Origin of the sequence: Pseudomonas sp. ChxA (assembly GCF_030263855.1) — a bacterium.
Lineage (GTDB): Bacteria > Pseudomonadota > Gammaproteobacteria > Pseudomonadales > Pseudomonadaceae > Aquipseudomonas > Aquipseudomonas fluorescens_CB.
In genome coordinates this window covers 2796110-2814224 of the sequence record NZ_JARPMK010000001.1, presented here as the reverse complement: position 1 = coordinate 2814224, position 18115 = coordinate 2796110, and the positions used below count along the sequence as shown (strand labels likewise).

Annotated in this window: 14 protein-coding genes; 3 read left to right on the top strand and 11 right to left on the bottom strand. The window is 61.0% G+C overall.

Annotated features, from left to right (window positions below):
• The first annotated feature begins 27 nt into the window (after positions 1-27).
• Positions 28-549 carry a DUF3087 domain-containing protein gene (locus tag P5706_RS12635; protein WP_285679446.1) on the top strand — a complete coding sequence of 174 codons (522 nt, stop codon included), beginning with the start codon at positions 28-30 and terminating at the stop codon, positions 547-549.
• Here P5706_RS12635 and P5706_RS12630 read toward each other — a convergent pair whose 3' ends face one another.
• The 8 genes from P5706_RS12630 to P5706_RS12595 all read right to left on the bottom strand — a co-directional run bounded on the left by P5706_RS12630 (position 550) and on the right by P5706_RS12595 (position 6934).
• Entirely contained in the window at positions 550-1677 is a 1128-nt protein-coding gene (locus P5706_RS12630; protein WP_200434753.1) for an MFS transporter, read from the bottom strand.
• A gap of 66 nt (positions 1678-1743) precedes the next feature.
• On the bottom strand, positions 1744-3108 hold the full coding sequence (locus P5706_RS12625) for an MFS transporter (protein WP_285679445.1): 1365 nt from the start codon (positions 3106-3108) through the stop codon (positions 1744-1746).
• 353 nt (positions 3109-3461) lie between these two features.
• Positions 3462-4214 carry an HvfC/BufC N-terminal domain-containing protein gene (locus P5706_RS12620; RefSeq protein ID WP_285679444.1) on the bottom strand — a complete coding sequence of 251 codons (753 nt, stop codon included), beginning with the start codon at positions 4212-4214 and terminating at the stop codon, positions 3462-3464.
• The gene (gene bufB, locus P5706_RS12615; RefSeq protein WP_285682715.1) at positions 4211-5035 is read right to left on the bottom strand and encodes an MNIO family bufferin maturase; all 825 of its coding nucleotides are present in this window, start codon (positions 5033-5035) and stop codon (positions 4211-4213) included. The genes P5706_RS12620 and bufB overlap by 4 nt, the downstream gene beginning before the upstream one ends.
• Positions 5036-5149: 114 nt before the next feature.
• Complete coding sequence (gene bufA2, locus P5706_RS12610; protein ID WP_017137586.1) at positions 5150-5422, bottom strand: BufA2 family periplasmic bufferin-type metallophore; 273 nt, start codon at positions 5420-5422, stop codon at positions 5150-5152.
• A gap of 55 nt (positions 5423-5477) precedes the next feature.
• Positions 5478-6239: an alpha/beta fold hydrolase gene (locus P5706_RS12605; RefSeq protein ID WP_285679443.1), complete on the bottom strand. Its 762-nt coding sequence runs from the start codon at positions 6237-6239 to the stop codon at positions 5478-5480.
• A gap of 21 nt (positions 6240-6260) precedes the next feature.
• Positions 6261-6665 carry a DoxX family protein gene (locus P5706_RS12600; protein ID WP_200434757.1) on the bottom strand — a complete coding sequence of 135 codons (405 nt, stop codon included), beginning with the start codon at positions 6663-6665 and terminating at the stop codon, positions 6261-6263.
• Entirely contained in the window at positions 6662-6934 is a 273-nt protein-coding gene (locus P5706_RS12595) for a BufA1 family periplasmic bufferin-type metallophore (protein WP_285679442.1), read from the bottom strand. Before P5706_RS12595 ends, P5706_RS12600 begins: the two co-directional genes overlap by 4 nt.
• Positions 6935-7511: 577 nt before the next feature.
• Here P5706_RS12595 and P5706_RS12590 point away from each other — a divergent pair.
• Positions 7512-10328 carry an ATP-binding protein gene (locus tag P5706_RS12590; RefSeq protein ID WP_285679441.1) on the top strand — a complete coding sequence of 939 codons (2817 nt, stop codon included), beginning with the start codon at positions 7512-7514 and terminating at the stop codon, positions 10326-10328.
• 871 nt (positions 10329-11199) lie between these two features.
• Here the strand turns inward: P5706_RS12590 and P5706_RS12585 are convergent.
• Entirely contained in the window at positions 11200-12324 is a 1125-nt protein-coding gene (locus tag P5706_RS12585) for an IS481 family transposase (RefSeq protein ID WP_285679088.1), read from the bottom strand.
• A gap of 270 nt (positions 12325-12594) precedes the next feature.
• Here P5706_RS12585 and P5706_RS12580 point away from each other — a divergent pair, with 270 nt between their 5' ends.
• A complete protein-coding gene (locus P5706_RS12580; protein ID WP_285679440.1) occupies positions 12595-16122 on the top strand; it encodes a hypothetical protein in 3528 nt (1175 codons plus the stop codon).
• Between the two features lie 127 nt (positions 16123-16249).
• Here P5706_RS12580 and P5706_RS12575 read toward each other — a convergent pair whose 3' ends face one another.
• Entirely contained in the window at positions 16250-17296 is a 1047-nt protein-coding gene (locus P5706_RS12575) for an EscU/YscU/HrcU family type III secretion system export apparatus switch protein (RefSeq protein WP_017137581.1), read from the bottom strand.
• Between the two features lie 3 nt (positions 17297-17299).
• Entirely contained in the window at positions 17300-18112 is an 813-nt protein-coding gene (gene sctT / locus P5706_RS12570) for a type III secretion system export apparatus subunit SctT (protein ID WP_200434296.1), read from the bottom strand.
• Positions 18113-18115: the final 3 nt, after the last annotated feature.

Genomic DNA, 18115 nt, shown 5'->3' with positions numbered 1-18115 from the left:
CCCCGCCTTTATTGAGACCTGACCCGGATGTTCGAGCTCAAACCCTGCGACCCCGCCACCTTCCGCCAACAAACCCGCCGCAGCACACTGATCATCGCCGTGCTGTTCATGGCCCTGGCCATGCTGCTGTCGACCCTGGCCGTAATGCTGTTCGGCGAACCCGGCGGCGACAACTTCCGCTTCAACGTCGGCGGCGTATTCGCCGGCGTGTTGATCACTGTCGCCCTGGTACGCGGTCCTTTTTGGACCCAACCCTGGTTGGCACCTGCAGTGTACGGCTGGCAGCTCAAGCGCAACCTGATGCGCGTGACCAATGTGATGCACACCCTCAAAGACCGCGTACAGGCCAACGACCCCACCGCCATCAAGGTGCTGCGTTTTTACCACTTGGGCCTGACGCAGATGCACGATCTGGACGCCAACTCCAGCGCGCAGGCGCAACTGATCGGCGAGATGGAAGCACATAGGGAAAAAATGCAGGCACTGGGGATCGACACCGAGCAAACCCGCTTCGAACCCGCCTGGCTGGAAGGTTTTAAAAAGTCATAGTCAGTTGGAAACCTTCGCGCGCCAGCAGAACACCGCGCTGACAGCAATCGCCGCACCCGCCAGGCCAAACACCCACGGCGCCGACGCCACCGGCAGCAACAGACCCGCCATCAGCGGCCCAAGGCCGGCGCCGACATCGCGCCACACCGCGTTGGAGGCCAGGGCCGAAACGCGCATCGAGCCAGGGTTGCGCTCGGCCACCAAGGTGGTCACCAGCGGCAGTTGCAAGGCGCGCAGCACCAGCACTGCGGCTGCGCCGACGATCACCCAATAACTGCCAAATGCCGTCAGTGCCAAGGCACTCAAGAACGAAAACAGCAACAGCATCGAAGTGGCGCCAAAGCGCTGCGCCGCACGCCCACCCAGCGGGCTCAGAAGCATTTCCGAGGCATAGCGCAGGGCCATCAGGCCACCGGCGATCAGCACTGCATCGCCGCCGAGGATCTTCTGCGCCTGGATCGACAGGCCAAAGATAAACAGCCCGTCCAGCGCCACACCCTCAATAAACGACCACACCGCCACGCTGTCCGGCCACTTGAAGCGCCGCCCGGTGCTGTGCAGGTCATGCCCGGTAGTCGGCAAACCACGCGCCACCCACAGCCCCACCAGGCAGCAACCGGCCAGAATCATAAAGATAGGTCGCGGCCCGGCCCACAAGGTCAACCAGCCACCCAGCGGCAACGCCAGCATCGGCCCGAGGGCGATCACCGCCCTCGAGCGCCCGGCCCTGCGCGCCGCGCCAGCGGGTTCAGAGGTGGCCAGCACTTGGGTCGAGAGGTTCAGCGCGGCAAAACACAGGCCCCAGATCAGCCGCAGCCCCAACAGTGCGGCGAACCCAGACAGCATCGAGTTGCCCAAGGCGCACACCGTGGCGGCACCGGCGGCAATCATGCAGGTCAGCCGGTCGCCATGGCGGGCGTAGAAATTCAACACATGGCGGTAGCCGAAAATCCGCACCAGTCGGTTGGCTGCCAGCAACACCCCGGCCTGGGCCAGCGTAATGCCGAAGGCCTGGGACTCCATGGGCAGTAACAAATACAGCAACACGTCGCTGGGCAGGCATAACGCAAGGGTCAGTGCGGCACGTCGGGAGGTGGTATCAGCAGTGCGTAGGGCCAGGCTGGACATAAATCTGAAACATCCCGAAATATTCAGGCCGCCACGTTAGCGTTGCCGCCGCGTGTTTTACAAGGGCTAAACCTTGTGTTTATACGGCAACAGGCGTAGCCCGCTGGCTACACTGCCCACCAGCGCAAACCCACAGCCCAGCCACAGCGCGTATTGCGGACCGCTGCCCAGAGACAGGTGGAAACAGAACGCCACCAACGACGCCCCCAGCGTTTGCCCCAGCAAGCGAGAAATCGCGACGATGCCACTGGCCCCACCGCTGCGGGCCAGCGGTGCGCTGGTCATGATTGCCTTGAGGTTGGGCGACTGGAAAAAACCGAAACCGGCGCCACACAAGGCCATGCGCCAGCCGATATCAAAGGCGCTGGCGCCGCTGCCCAGGGTCGCCAACGCTGCCATGCCCGCGCTGAGCATCAGCAAACCGATGCCGCACAACAGGCCCAGCGACACACGATCCGCCAGCCGCCCTGCCACCAGCGCCATCACCGCCACCACTGCAGGCCACGGCGTCATCAGAAAACCGGTGGCCACCTGGCTATGCCCAAGCACCGCCTGCAACAGAAACGGCAGCGATACAAAGGCCAGGCCCTGTGCACTGAACGCACAGATGGCCGTGAGGGAAGACAGCGCAAACACCGGGCGCTTGAACAAGTCCACGGCCAGCATCGGCGCCGGGTGACCGGTTTCACGGCGCAACAGCAATGCGCCGCACACCAGCGCCAGCGCTATCAAACCGAGGGTCAGTGCGCCTTGGGCGCCATGCACCGCCGTGCCCAGGCCCAGCACCAACAGCGCGAACAGGCCGGCACACAACAGCGCCGACAACCGATCGAACGCGTGGCCGGTCAATGGCAGTGCCGGCAATGAACGCAGGCCCAACCCCAGGGCAAGCAGCCCCAGCGGCACGTTGATCAGGTACAGCCAATGCCAGCTCGCCACAGACAGAATCGCCGACGCGGCGGTCGGCCCCAGCGTAAAGGCCAGCCCCACCACCAGCGAGTTATAGCCCAGGCCGCGCCCAAGCATTTTTGACGGGTAGATATGCCGCAGCAACGCCGTGTTGACGCTCATCACCGCCGCCGCCCCCAGCCCTTGGGCCACCCGCGCGGCGGTCAGGGTCAGCAACGAACCGGCCAACCCGCAAAACAGCGACGAGACAATAAACAGCAGCAAACCGCCGAGGTACACACGCCGGTGGCCCAGCACATCACTCAGCGACGCGAACGGCAGCACCGTAGCGATAATCGCCAACTGGTAGGCGTTGACCACCCAGATCACCGAGGCCGAGTCGGTACCGATACCCTGCGCCAACGTCGGCAGCGCCGTATTGACGATAGCGGTGTCCAGGGTTGCCATGCCAATGCCCAAAGACAAGGCGATCACCGCCGGCAAGCGTTTATTGGGGGGCAGCCCATCGGCAACAGAAGACATGAACAATCCGCACAGGTGACAAAGGCGTTTAGATTACGGGCTGCGCGGATTTTTTTCAGTGGCCAATTGCCTGGCTGTCCGAATTTTCATGTTTGGATGGCTAAGACTATCCAAATTTCTGCTGCGAACGGCTTGTCGCACAGACATGGCTTGTTGTGGCGAGCGGGCTTGCCCCGCGTTGGAGTGCGAAGCACTCCCAGTGAAGCCACCTCGGCTATTCCTGACGGATTTGGTCCCCAGGTTTTGGGGCCGCTTCGCAGCCCAACGCGGGGCAAGCCCGCTCGCCACAACAAGCCCGCTCACCATAAATAACAGGCCCAATAACCATAAATAACAGGCCCAATCGCCACACATCAATCAATCGCCACAGGGTCAACGATCAATTCACTGCCCAACCACGCGGCCAGGTACTCACCGGCCTGGGCCACACCCGCCTCTTCGCCTAGGCGCGCCACCAGCAACTCGCACAGCCCGGCAAAGCTGCCGTCGGCCTGCAGGTGCAACACGGCCTCCAGTTCCAACGCACTGACCTGGCGTAAACGTGAGGTGTACTGCCGCCGCCACACCAACAAGCCACCCGCCTGCGCCAGCATCATCGCCTGCGGCGTGACCGCGTCTTGCCACAATGCCGACCAGATGGCCTCCGCATTGGTGCTCAGCGCATGGCAGCGCAACGACGGCGTCAGGCGCAAAACTGCGCTGTCCCAATCCAGCTCGGCCAGAGCCTGCAACGGCAAAGGCGAAGCATCGGCGGCGACAAACGCCTCATTCAGCGCCGACTCGATCCAGGCCAGTTCATGCACATCCGGGTTATTCGGCAACACGGTCTTCAAGGTCGCGTAAAACCCTTCGGGATACGCATCCAGGGTCCAGGCATGCGGGGGTTGCTGGTCGATATGGGTAATGCTGGCCGCCAGAAACGCCTCCTCTCCCAACCAACGTCGCACCATCGGAAATGCCTGCTCCAGGCAACCCACTAACTGCGCGCGATAGTTATTCTGGTACACCGCCAGGCCCGCGTGGTGGTCGCCCAGCAGCCGGGCCGAGTCATCCGACGCACTCACCAGCCAGGTGCGAAATGCCTGTTGCCACTGCGCCAGGGTCATCGCGCCAGCCCCAAAGCCCGTGCCATCGACAGCTCCTCAAGCAACTCGGCCAGCGGCGGGATCGCATCATCGCGCTCGATCATCGTGGCCACCGGCCCGATCAGCGCTATGGCCTTGGCATACAAATCCCAAACCCCGGCGCACACCGGGCTGTCGTGGCTGTCAATCAATAGCTCACGGCCCTGGCTATGCCCGGCCAGGTGAATCTGGCGCACGCGCTCGGTAGGAATACCGTCGAGAAACGCCAGCGCATCAAAGCCGTGGTTGCTGGCACTGACAAACACATTATTGACGTCCAATAACAACTCGCAGCCTGTGCGCTCGGCCATGGCCGTCATAAATGCCGATTCGCTCATGCAGGCCCCGTCAAACGCCAGGTAGCTGGAGGGGTTTTCCACCAGCAGCGTGCGGCCCAGCACCTCCTGGGCCTGGTGAATATTGGCGCACACGCGGTCCAGAGCCTCGTCGGTATAGGGCACCGGCAACAAGTCGTGGGCATTGAAACCACCGCTGCGCGACCAACTCAGGTGATCGGAGACAAACAGCGGCTGCACCTCATCGACCAGCGCCTTGAGGCGCCGCAGGTACGCCTGGTCCAGCCCTTCGGCGGTGCCGATAGACATCGACACCCCGTGCAGCGCCACCGGGTAACGCTCGCGGATCTGGCGCAGGATGTGCCGGGGTTGCCCACCCGCGACCATAAAATTCTCCGAGATCACTTCGACAAAATCCACGGCCACCGAAGTTTCCAGGAAGTCGCCGTAGTGCTCCTTGCGCAGCCCCAGGCCGTAGCCCGAAAAGCGCGGTGTGGATGTAAGCATCATCGGTTCTCCAGCAAAAAACTGTGGCGAGGGCGCTTGCTCCCGCTCGGCTGCGCAGCAGTCGCCCGTTTCTGGAGGCGCTGCACAAGCAAGCTTGCTCGCCACAGGAAGGCGTTATTTCGGCTCAGTCAACGTGCCGCCGGCCTTGAGGCATTCAGACGGCGTCTTGACGATCACGCCCTCGCCCTTGCAGCTGTTAAGGCCCTTGCAGTCGTGCTTGGCAGTGGCGCACAGGCTTTCGCCCTTGCAGCTGTTGACGCCGTAGCAGCGGCCGGGTTTTTCCTGTTGGTCGGCGGCGCTGGCGGCACTGGCGAATGACGCCGACGCCATGGCAATCAGGGCGGCGGCAGCGGCGAGGCTCAGGCGGGATTTGAGTGCAGTGTTCATAGGTATTTCCTTTTAGGGTGCTGTGTGGGGTGAGCGCTGTGTAAGGTGAGAGGCATTATTTGATAACGGAAGCAGCGTCTTCGATGACCTTCGCCACCGCCTCAGGCTGGGAGATGTACACCGAGTGGCTGGCCTTGATTTCGGTGACCTTGGAACCGGCCCGCTGGTACATCCAGCGTTGCAGCGCGGGGCTCAGCGCACGGTCTTCGGTGGACACCACGGCATACGTCGGCTTTTTATGCCAAGCGGCTGCCCACACGGTGCCGCCGAACAAGGCGGTGGTGGCCGGCACTTGGGAGGCGCCCATGAAGTCGGTGCGGTTGGTGGTCAGGTCGGCGGCAAAATCGGCGTTGTATTTACTGCGATCGAAAAACAGGTGGCCGTCGCGGCTCTGCTTGATGTCATCGCTGGGCGCCGGCATCGAGCCGATCAACTGGGCCATGTTCTCGCCCACTTCCGGCTGCAGGGCCGAGACGTAGACCATCGACTTGACCTTGTCGCGGTCGCCGGCAATCGAGATCACCGCGCCGCCGGAACTGTGGCCCACCAGCACCACGGGGCCGACTTGTTGCTCCAGCACTTCACGTGCCTCGGCCACATCGGCGGCGAGGTTTTCGTGGCCCTGGTGCACCACGGTGACCTTGTAGCCTTTGTGAATCAGGATGTCGTGCACCACACGCCAGCCGGAACCGTCGACAAACGAGCCGGGCACGATCACCACACTTTTACCGGTGCCGGGCTGCGGTGTATCGACCGCCTGGGCCAGCACGGGGACAGTCAGGGCCACGGCCATGGTCAAACAAGAAAGCATGCGCATCGGGTATCTCCATCAGGGTTGTTAAGGTTTGCCGAACAGCCGGCGATCCAGCGACCACGCCCCGCCGCCATAGGCCAGCAGCGGCAACAACAGGCCCGCCCAGGTCAGATGCGTCGGCCAGGCTTCGGGGTATACGAACACCTCGATCACCAGGGTCATGCCCAGCAGCGCAGCGGCCGCCGGGCGGGTCAGCAGGCCCAGCACCAGCAACAGCGGGAACAGGTGTTCGGCGTAGGTCGCCAGGTGCGCGGCCCAGTCCGACGGAATCAGCGGCAAGGCGTATTCCGAACGAAACAGGGTGTAGGTCGACGGCTTGAGGCTCAGAAAACCGCTGACCTTGGTACGCCCCGACAAAAAGAACACCGCCGCGATACCCAGCCGTGCCACCAGCAACAGCAGCGCTTGGGGCAACAGGCGCTGGATCACGGCTGTTCCGTCAGGCTGCCGAAGCCTTTGGGCGTCTTGATCTGGGTGCAGGTGCCCTTGTCGACCAATACCCAGGCGTTGCCCTGGTAATCGGCGGTGGCGGTGCCGGCGCACGAGGTGCCTTTACCGGCAGCGCAGTCGTTGGCACCGGCGAGGGTCACGCCGAAGCATTTTTCCTGGGGCTTGGCGTCGTCGGCATGGGCCATCGCCGCAAAGGCGCTGAGGGACAGGGCGAAAGTGGCCGCAAGGGCCGCGTAGGGTCGCTTCATCGGTGGATCTCCTGGCTTGACTGAGTGTGGCCAGGGCGCGTGTGGCGGTGGGTAACCGCCTGCGCCGGCTGGTGAACAGAGTTAAAGCCAGCCGTGTATCCGCTCTGTGTCGCCGACACGCCAGAACGTCATGCCGATGTATCAAGGTGGTGCAGGGATACTTTGTAATACAAAGCCAATAAACCACCGCCAAATCGCCAGCGTTTTAGTCGGCATCCCGAACGACACAATTAGAAATATTCGTGTTTCCGAACGGAGGCATTCGCTGGTCGCCAACGACCCTAAAAATCACCATAAATTTCATATGGTTGTTGTCATCTTTGATACATGCCAACTGGCATACATTCTGCTTTATCAGGTTTTCCGGTAATAAAATGTTTCAAGCTTGAGACAGTCTCATCCTTTGGAACATCCGCCGTGATACGCCCATAACAACGACTACGCCCCAAAGGAGGGCGGTCTTTCCGACTTTTTGATCGACATCAACTTTCCAAGACTGCTGCTGCACATCTGCACCCCAAAAAGGGCGAATGGCCTGATCGCCAATAACAAGCCCGACTATAAAAAGGACGATTTGATGAGCTCGAGCAAGAACCACGCAGTGTCCTTAATGGACGCCGATCACCCGACCCCGGCAGCCGCAGAGCATGTCCTGGGCTTTGGCCCCTTTCTGTTACTGGCCAGGCAGCACGTACTGTTGCGTAACGGCGAGCCGGTCAGCCTGGGGAGCCGCGCCCTCTACCTGTTGATCGCCCTGGCCACCCGCGCCGGCGAATTACTGGAGAAGACCGAACTGATCGCCTTCGCCTGGCCCAAGGTGGTGGTGGAGGAATGCAACCTGCGTGCGCAGATTGTCGCGTTGCGCCGGGCGCTGGGCGACGATGGCAACTTCAGCTACATCGTCACCGTGCCGGGGCGTGGTTACCGCTTTGTGGCGCCGGTGACCGTGCAAACCGCCGGCGAAGAAAGCCTGCCGGTGCCCTTTGCGCGCGCTGAAGAGCCCGCGTTGCACGTGCCGTCCTGCGAGGTCATCGGCCGCGACAGCTTGATCTCGAGCCTTGCCGAACAGTTGCTCAGCCAGCGCTTCGTCACCCTCACCGGCCCCGGCGGTATCGGCAAGACCACCGTGGCCACCGCCGTGGCGCAGCGGCTGGCACATGCATTCAAGCTCGACACCTGCTTCGTCGACCTGGCGCCCGCCACCAGTGGGCAATGGGTGGCCGGTATGCTCGCCAGCGCCCTGGGGATCCAGACCATCAGCACTGAACCGCTGCCGACCATCGCCGCCGCCTTGGCCGAACGCCGCCTGCTGCTGGTGCTGGATAACTGCGAACACGTATTGCCGGCCGCCGCCGACGCGGTGGAGACCCTGCTGCGCTGCGCCCCGCAATGTTATGTACTGACCACCAGCCGCGAGCCGCTGCGTGCCGACGGCGAACGGGTGCATGACCTGGCGCCACTGCAAGTGCCCGACGAAGGCAGCCGCCTCAGCGCCGACGAGGCACTGGCGTGGTCGGGCGTGCGCCTGTTTGTAGAGCGCGTGCGCGCCCTCGACCCAGGCTTTGTGTTCAATGACAGCGACGTGGCAGCCGTCTGCGCCATCTGCCGCAAACTCGACAGCAATGCACTGGCCATCGAGATCGCCGCCGCGCGGGTACGGACCTTTGGCGTCCAGGACTTGGTCGGCCTGCTCGACGGCAGTTTCCGCCTGCAAATGACTGGCCGACGCACTGCCCTCGCCCGCCATCGCACCCTCAGTGCCACGTTGGACTGGACCTACTCGATGCTCAGTGGCGAGGAGCAGGCCATGTTGCGCCAACTGGCGGTGTTCACCGGCTCCTTCACCCTGGATGCGGTCAAGGCCATGACCGCCAGCAGCAGCCTGGACCCACGCAACGCCCTGCCGTTACTCGAAAGCCTGATGGACAAATCGCTGCTGATTGCCGGTGAGGCGCAGTTGCTCAAACGCTATCGCCTGCTGGAAACCACCCGCGCCTATGCCCTGGAAAAGCTCGAAGAACATGGCGAAGTCAATTCCACCAGCCGGCGCCACGCCCACTATGCCCTCGGCGTGTTGCAAGAAGCCGGGCAAACCCTGGACGGCCTGTCGCCAGACACCTGGATCGCCCTCTACGGCCCCGAAAACAGCACCATTCGTTCGGCCCTGGACTGGGCCTATTCCGCCAGCGGCGAGCTGCCCCTGGCCATCGAACTGACCCTGGGCGGTGTGCCGTTGTGGTTGCGCCTGTCGCTGGTCAGTGAGTGCCGAACCTGGGTCGACAAGGGCCTGGCAAGCGACGCCGTCGCGCCCTTGGCCGTGCGCCAGCGCATGCTGCTGCAAACCGCCCTGGCCAGCGTGCTGATGCTGACCTACGGCACCGGCGCAGAAATGCGCGAAGCCTGGCGCCAAGTTCGCGAAGATGCCCGCGACCTGGGTGATGCCGAACACAAAATGCGCGCCTTGTGGGGCCTGTGGACCGACCGCTGCGGCTGTAACCAATACACCGAGGCCCTGGAACTGGCCGAGCGTTATATCGCCCTCAACAGCGGTGGTAATCAGCAATTGCTTGGCAAACGCATGCGCGCCGTGGCGCTGTTTCATATGGGCGACCTGCTGGGCGCGCGGCAAAACATCGATGAAGCGCTTGGGTCGCCATCGGCACCGCGCTCGCACATCATCGACGTGCATTTTGATCAGCGCATCGCCGCTCGTTGCCTCAAGGCCAAGGTGCAATTGCTCGAAGGCGATGTCGACCCTGCATTGCGCCTGATTGCCAGCTGTGTGGACGACGCCATCAGCCTCGACCACCCTGCCACGCTCTGGTACACCTTGTGCTTGGGCGCGCTGCCGCTGGCGCTGCTGGCGTCCAACCTGCCTAAGTTACGCTATTACCTGGGCCTGCTGCAAAGCAGCACTTCGCGTCAGGATCTGCCGATCTGGCGGCAATTTCGGCTGTGCTTCGAGAACATTCTGCTGATCCGCGAGGGGTCGCCGGAAACGGGTGTGCCGCAATTGGGCGAAGCGTTGCACCACTTGCAAAGCCAGGGTGACAGCCAGCTCTACAGCCTGCTGCGATGTGAATATGCCTTGGGCCTGGCGCGCCTGGGCCTGGAAAAACTGGCGCTGGAGGTGTTGGAAGACACGTTGCAATTGGCGGTTGGCCGTCATGAACGCTGGTTTGTGCCGCAGATGCTGCGGATCAAGGCGCAGTTGATCTTACGACAGGGGAGCTATGGGTCGGTGGACAAGGCCAAGGTGTTGCTGCGCCAAGCGTGGGTGGATGCGCAGTTGGCGGGGGCGCATTTTTGGCGGGCGCAGATTGCTACGGACTTGGCGCGGTTGCAGGAGCCTAAGTTGCGGATTGCTGCGTTGCCGAGGTTTCAGCATCGGTGATGGGGGTTGGGTTGGGTTGGGTTGGGTTGGGTGTATATCCGTTATTTAGGTAACGGCTGATATTGGTTCCGCTCTTACAGCGGGTCACTTTTGGCAAACGCCCCAAAAGTAACCAAAAGGTCTGTGCCCCACCACTCGGCACCTCGCTTAGGCTCGGTGTGCCCTCACTCCGGCTTGAATCCGTGGGCCGCCGCGATGGGCCATCCTTGGCCCAGCGCGGCTAACCCGGCGTCCTGCCGGGTTACCCACGGATTCAAGCCTGCGTTCGGCCATCGTGGTTAACGGGGCGTCTCAGATCAAGATCAAGATCTACAGCACGGCGGCCTGAAAGCCGACCTGAGTGGTTGAAGCAAGAGCCAGATCAAGTGCAAGGCAAAAGCCTATCTGAATACACTGAAGAACTGCTTTTCTGTGGGAGCTGGCTTGCCTGCGATGCAGACTCCTCGGTAGATCAGGCACACCGAGTTGATGCCATCGCAGCGGTGCGACGATTCGACAAGCCAGCTCCCACCTTTGACCGAGTATGGCTCTGCTGTTGCTTTGCTGTTGCTGTGGCCCTTACATCCTTTTCGATGACGAAGTCAGCGGTCTTTTGATCTGCGCTTTTGATCTTGATCTGAAATCGCCCCGTTAAACACGATGGCCGGAATTCGACAGGGATTTGGGGGGTAAACCGGCAGGGATGCCGGTTTAGCCGCGCTGGGCCAAGGATGGCCCATCGCGGCGGCCCCCCAAATCACTGTCGGATTGCGGGCATGCCGAGCCTAAGCGAGGCACCGAGTGTTGGGGCGAAGACCTTTTGGTTACTTTTGGGTCTTTCTGTACGGACCGGACACATGGTGGACACATGTGCGGGGACATGGTGGACACATTATTGACCATAATCAGGCTTACTAACTTCGATAGTTCGCAAAAAATGATGGCAGAAATAGACATCGAACAGACCATCGCTTTCAGGGTTAGGGCGGATTGCTATGTGTTGCCCTGCCAGGCCTTTTGCGATGCTGAAATAGCTTTTCTGAAAGCGAAAACGGCTGTGATAAACCTTGGCTAATACGTCATCTGGTCCGTATTCAAACTCCGGTAGTTGCTGCGGATAATCCCAAGAACTGCTGCGATAACGGTCCATTGGCACCTTGTATTCCAGCGCCTGATGGGGACGTTGCAGGTTGTATATTTCACGCCATTGATCGAAAGCTAGCTGGGCATCTGCCAGTGTAGAAAAGTGACGTCCGTTAAGGACTTCTGCCTTGAGTGATCGATGGAAACGCTCGATTTTCCCATTTGTTTGCGGATGGTAGGGACGACTGAAACTTATCCGAATTCCCAAACGCACCAGCCAAATGCTCAACTCGGTGATCTCGCCAGGATTACGCGGTGAGCCCCAAGGCGCGCCATTGTCGACGTTGATACGTGCTGGTAAACCGTAAATTTCAAATACCTTGCTCATCTTCTCTTTTACGGTGGTACCTCGCTCGTTATCACACGCTTGGATGGCCAGATTGAACCGCGAATGATCGTCCAGGATGGTCAGGGGGTGGCATCGGCCTTGCTGCATTGCAAAGTGGCCTTTGAAATCCATCTGCCAAAGATCGTTGGGCTCAGGATGTTCAAATCTCAGCAGGGCCCCTGGTTCTTTATCTGAGGGTTTAATCAAGCTATGCCGGTGCAAGACATTCGTGACAGTACTGGGGGCAATTCGCTTGTCCAGCATGCTGCTAATTGTTCGTCCGCCCCATGCCGGATGATCTTGGCGAAGTGCAATAACCTCAGCCTCCAGCTCGGCCTGGGTCAGCTTGGGGCTGCTGACGGGCTTACGTGACTTCTCTTGCAGGCCTGCAGAACCGCCGGCCTCGTAGCGTTTTAGCCACTTGTAGGCTGTCTGCGGACTTATGCCGAATCGTCGGCACAGCTCTCGCTTATTACTGCCGGGTTTCTTTGCTAAGGAAACAAACTCTTCTTTTAGGCTCATGGCGTCTCTCGAGTTCCAGGGCATGATGGCCTCCCGGCGCAGTTAGCTTGCCGAGAAGTGTCCACCATGTCCCCGCACACCCGTCAACCATGTGTCCGGTCCGTACAGGTCTTTCCAAAAGTGACCCGCTGTAAGAGCGGAACCCTACTCAGCCGTTACCTAAATAACGGATATACACCCCCACCATTTCACACCTGTGAAAGCTTGTGCGATCTCATCACCAATCACGTTTTCACGCTGCCCCACCACCTACTATCCAGTCCTGGCGCCCCCCTTCACATGGACTGAACAACAATGATCAACCGACCCGAGAAACCCGCCGCCCCACGCGTAGCGCAACCCCAGGCACCGGAGCATGTCTTCGACGCGTTGCTCAACCAAGCCAGAACCATGGCGGCCGCCGGGTCAGGCGATAAAACCTTCAAACCCAAAGTGCTCGCCGCCCACCCCAGCGAAAGCTTGAAAACCCCCAGCGAAATCAAACCCGAGGACTACAAGGACGTCACCGCCCTGCCCGCCAAACTCGACATCGACACACTCAAGGTAATCTCGGAAGACAAAGACACCGGTGTCATCTACTTCGAGCAAAACGGCAGCAAACTCAAGATCACCCGCGAAAACGCGGAGAAGGTCCAGGAAGGCTTCGATACCCTCAAAGGCCTGCACTTCGGCCACGCCGTAGCGCCTGTCAACCAAGGTGGCCCAGACGCAGGCACACCACTCTACGACCTGCTGCACACCCTCGGCGAAACCCAAGGCAGCCCCGCCGGCACAGCCATCCGCGAGGCCCTGCGCAACCCCGACCAACAACTGCTGCGCGAAGACGACCCTGGCGTGCGCCTGGCCAATATCAAATCAGTCGGCGGAGCCCACGACGGCGTGATCAATGTCAGCCTCGAAAACGGCCAGACCCTGGTGATTGCCGAAGTTCTCACGCCGCAAGCCTTCGCCAGTTACACCAACGCCGGTGTGACCAAACAAGCCCTCAACGACGGCAAATCCAAAGGGTATGAGGAAGTCACCAGCCTGCCCGGCGACCTGGATTTCAGCCAACTCAAGGTCGTGTCCGAAGACCCGAAATCCGCGGTCATTCTGTTTGAACACCAAGGCAAAAAGTACATGATCAGCCAGTCCGAGGCCGCCCTGCCGCAGCCCGGCGCCGATCTCAGTAACCCTAGCCCGAATGCCGGCACCAGCTTCTACAACTTCCTGCATGCCGTGCACGCCAGCGAAGGCTCGCAAGCGTTCGACTACATCAAGAACGCCCAGTCCCTGCCCGGCCAAGAGCTGTTACGCAAGGACGAAGCCAGCCTCAAGCTCACCGACATCAGCAAAGTCGACGCGCCCTTGGACGGTATCCTGGTGGTCAACCAGGCCGACGGCAAACTGCTGGTGGTGTCCAAGGACATGACTCCCGAAGCCTTCGCCGCCTACTCCACCCAGGGCCAGAGCCTGGCCGGGATCGAAAAAGCCAAGGGCGACGGCTACAGCCTCGCCAGCCCGGATGCCTACCTGGCCTCCACCGAAGACATCATGAGCGTCGGTGGCGTCGGCGATTACGGCCCCGGCCTGATCGCTTTTACCCAGCACAAACCGGGCGGCGCCGAAGAGAAAATCGTGGTGAGTGAAGACACCAACCCGCAGATGTTCGAGCAGCTCAGCGGCTACCGCACCGACATCGCGCAGCAGACCACCGATGTCGACAAGCTGCGCGCCGACAACGGCCTGCCGCCGCTCAAGGACGTTTCCGTCGACGGCCTCGCCACCACCGAAAAAGATGAAAGCGGCAACCCGCTGTCGGTGCAGGACCTGTCGATGAAAACCCTGGTGGACAGCTACCGCGCTGGGGTCAAGGACGGCAGCATCGGCAAGGACGACCCACGCGCCAAGTTCCTGCGTGCGGTGGAAGCCAAGAGCATGGCTGACAACGGCATGTCGATCATTCCCGAGCACGGTTTCACCAACCAGGGCACCGCCACCCCGCCCATCGACGTCAACTCGCGGGATGTGCGCGACAACATCTTCGACACCAAGGCCATCGACAAGAGCATCAGCGAACTGCTCGGCGACTCGACCATTCAGGCTGATATCAAGGCTAACCACGACGCCGCGCTGGGCAAGGTCGACGGTGGCCAGGCCAAGGTCGATGAAGTCCACCAGAAGCTGGTCGACAGCACATCGTCAGAAAACTTCACTAAGTACATCAAAGCCCTGCAAGACGACGGCAAGACCGAGCTGGCCACCCAGGAAATCCAGACCGCCTACACCGCCCTCGCGGATATGGACCCGGCCAAAGCCGACAACTTCCTGCAAAACCTGCAAATCGACGGTTATACCGATTCCGTTGAAAAGCTAATGGATGATCCGAGCAAGATCAGCGACGACAACACCGCACTCGCTACCACCGACAACACCATGGCTATTCTGTCGATGCTCAAGGGCAGCGCCGACGGCCTGCCACGCCAGGCGCTGGGGGTGTACTCCAAGTTCGTCGACCAGTTGCTCAAGGACAAGGGCGCCGCCGCCGACTTCGGCAAGGCGATGGTCTCGCTGGGCGACACCTGGCAAAAAAACGGCGTGATCAGCTTCAGCGATATCGAGCACGCGGTCAGCAAGGAAATCATGCCGAGCCTCAGCGAAGCCAACCGCAGCTCGTTTGTGAAGAACCTGACCTTCCTCAAGGACAATGGCGTACTGGGCTCGGTCGGTGGCGCCATCGGCATGGGCCGCATTGTCTACCAACTCGCCGGCCAGGGCGGCAAGCTGGCCGACACGCCGATGAAGCGCCTGGGGATTGCCAACGATTTTCTCGGTTTCCTTGGCACCGGCTCGCACTTCGCCACGTTGGGCCTGAAGGTCTACGACAAGTTACGCGGCACCAACGCCTACAAACTCATGGGTTTTGACCGTTCCCTGCCCGACCTGTGGGCCAAGCCCGGCGAGGGTTACCACGCCTTGCCCAAAGACGCCGAGGCGATCCAGAAGAAGTACTTCGACCTCGTTGACCAGGCCATGGACGACGGCAAGGACGTGGGCAAGGTGCTCAACAGCGGCGGCTGGAGCGATGAAGGCGCCAAGCACGTGCAGGAAGGCATTGAAAAAGGTATCGCCAGCCGTGGCGGCGTGGCCGGCGCCGGGTTTGGCGCCAAGTTCGCCAGCAGCGCTATCAAGGTGATCGGCATGGCCACCGACGTGGCAGGCGGCGTGATCAGTGTGGTGCAGGCGGCCTTCACCTTGCGTGATGGTGTGCGCGAAAAAGACCCGATCAAAATTGCCTCCGGCTCACTGTCCATGGCCGGCGGCGTCAGCAGCCTGGTGGCAGCCGGCGGTGGTGTGCTGACGACGCTGGGCGTGACCGGGCGCATCATTCCATTCCTGGGGCCGGTGGGTTTCCTGATCTCAGGGGCGCTGTCATTTGTTGGCGCGATTCTGAGCACCATCCAGACCCACAAGCTGCACAAGATCTCGATGCAGAACTGGGATCAGATCCAGGACTTCAAACAAGACGGTCTGCTCAAGCCCAACGGCGATGAAGCCTATGTGTGGCTGCAGACTTACCTGTCCGACTGGGGCCAGCGCGATGCGCCGCAGGATCAGAGTATTTTCGACTTCCGCAAGGGCGAATGGGATGCTCGTGCAACCATTCACGGCGGCGATCACCAGCGTGACCATGCGGACTATATCGGCGACGGCAATAACCGCAGGTCAGAGGACTTCAAGTACTCGCTCAAACCGTCGGAGTGGACCAATGACAACCACGATATTATCTGGCGAGTGGGGGATGGCTATGGCGGCCCGTATCACGATGTAGATAACGGCTGACCCCATGATGATCGTTCCCACGCTCCGCGTGGGAATGCAGCCCAGGACGCTCTGCGTCCAACCGTGCAATCGTGACGCGGAGCGTCACAGGAGGCATTCCCACGCGGAGCGTGGGAACGATCAGCGCTCAGATCAGGCGGGCCGCGACCAGCCAATCCGCCACGGCCTGGAATGAAGCATCCGGCACCGGGTCGCCGGGTACGGTTCTGCGCGCAATCTCGGCCGCCAAGGCCCGGTCCGGCGCATGCGGGATGCCTAAATCGTAAGCCTCCTGCAACATCAGCAACGCCTCCTCCGGCGCCGCCCGGCACACAATCACTGGCACCGGCGTTTCACCGCGCACATACCGCACGCCAATCACCCAGCCATCGGTAGTGCCGATCATCATCGACGCTCGGCCCAACCCCAGTTTGGTCGCCAACGCCTGCATTTCATTGCGCTGGCGCCGGCGCTCGCTCTTGATCAGCGGGTCGCCGTCGATGTCCTTGCGTTCGCGTTTGGTTTCGCTGCGGGTCATTTTCATGTCGCGGCCGAACAGCCAACGCTGCATCAGCACGTCCACCGCGCCCACGGTGATAAAGGCGCACAGCACGGTAAACACCAGCGGCTTGAGCACCAGGAAAAACGTCGATTCCATGCATTCGGCGCCACAGCGCGAAGACTCCATCAGCGCCTGCAGCGCGTGCTTGCCAACCACGTAGAATGCAATCGCCAACACGTGCACTTTGACCAAGCCTTTGATGAACTCCACCAGGTTACGCAGGGCGAAGATCTTCTTCATGCCCTCCGCCGGGTTGATGCGTTTGAACTCCGGCTTGATCGGGTCCACCGAAAACACAAAGCCGCGCATGGTGATGATATTGGTCAGGATCACCACGCCGGTGGTCACCGCCATCACGGGCAAGGTAATACCGATGATCAACTGCTCGGCATGGTCCAGCACCCGTGGCCACACGCTGGCGAATGGTTCGATATAAATCTGCGCGGTCAGGTCGATCAGCGCCGTCACCTGGGCCATGGCCCGTGGCGCCAGGATCGAGATGCACAAGGTGCAGAACAGAATGACCATGCCCGACACCAGGTCCTGGCTCTTGGCGACCTGGCCTTTCTTGCGCGCGTCGCTGAGCTTTTTGTCCGTGGCCGGCTGGGATTTTTCTTCGCTGGTATCGGCCATGGGCTACTCCATGCCCGCCAGGGTTTTAAGCAGCTCGACGGTGCCACGAAACTCGGCCAGTTGGTCGAGCATCAGCGGGATTAAAAAGCCGATATAGATCACCATCAGGATTGAAAAAAACAGGTTTTTCACCGGCAGCGACAAATCGAAAATATGCAGGTTCGGCGCCATCCGCGACAGGTATGCAAGCATCAAGTCGGTGACCAGCAACGCGATCAGCAGCGGCGAGACCATCAGCACGCCAACCCGCATGATCTGGTCGAGGATCGACAGTACCGCCAGCAACGCCGAGCTGGCAAATACCGGCGTAAATGCGGTTACCGGCCATAACTGATAGCTGTGGTAATAGCCGTCGACCATCAGGATAAAGCCGCCGGACATAAAGAACAGCGTGATCAGCATCACCGTGAGCAAGGTCGACATCACGCTCGACTCCCCGGTGGACAGCGGGTCCACCAGTTGCGCCATGGTCGAGCCGCGTTGCAGGTCGACCAACTCCCCTGCCACTTCCGCCGCCCAGAACGGAATGCCGAACAGCAAGCCGATCAGGATCCCGATCAGGAACTCCTTGATCAGCAAGCCGGCGATAAACACGCTGCCGTGTTCGGGCATGTGGGTCAGCGCATCGAACACCGGAAAGAACATCGGGATGGAAATCGCCACGGCCACACAGCCACGAATCATGCCGGTGAGACCAAGGCGGTTGAACGCTGGCGTGATCACCACCACGCCCATGGCCCGGCAGGCGGCGAGCGAGGCAGAACTGATCACCGGGTAGGCGACTTCCAGGAACTGCGCAGTCAGGCTGGCATCCATGGG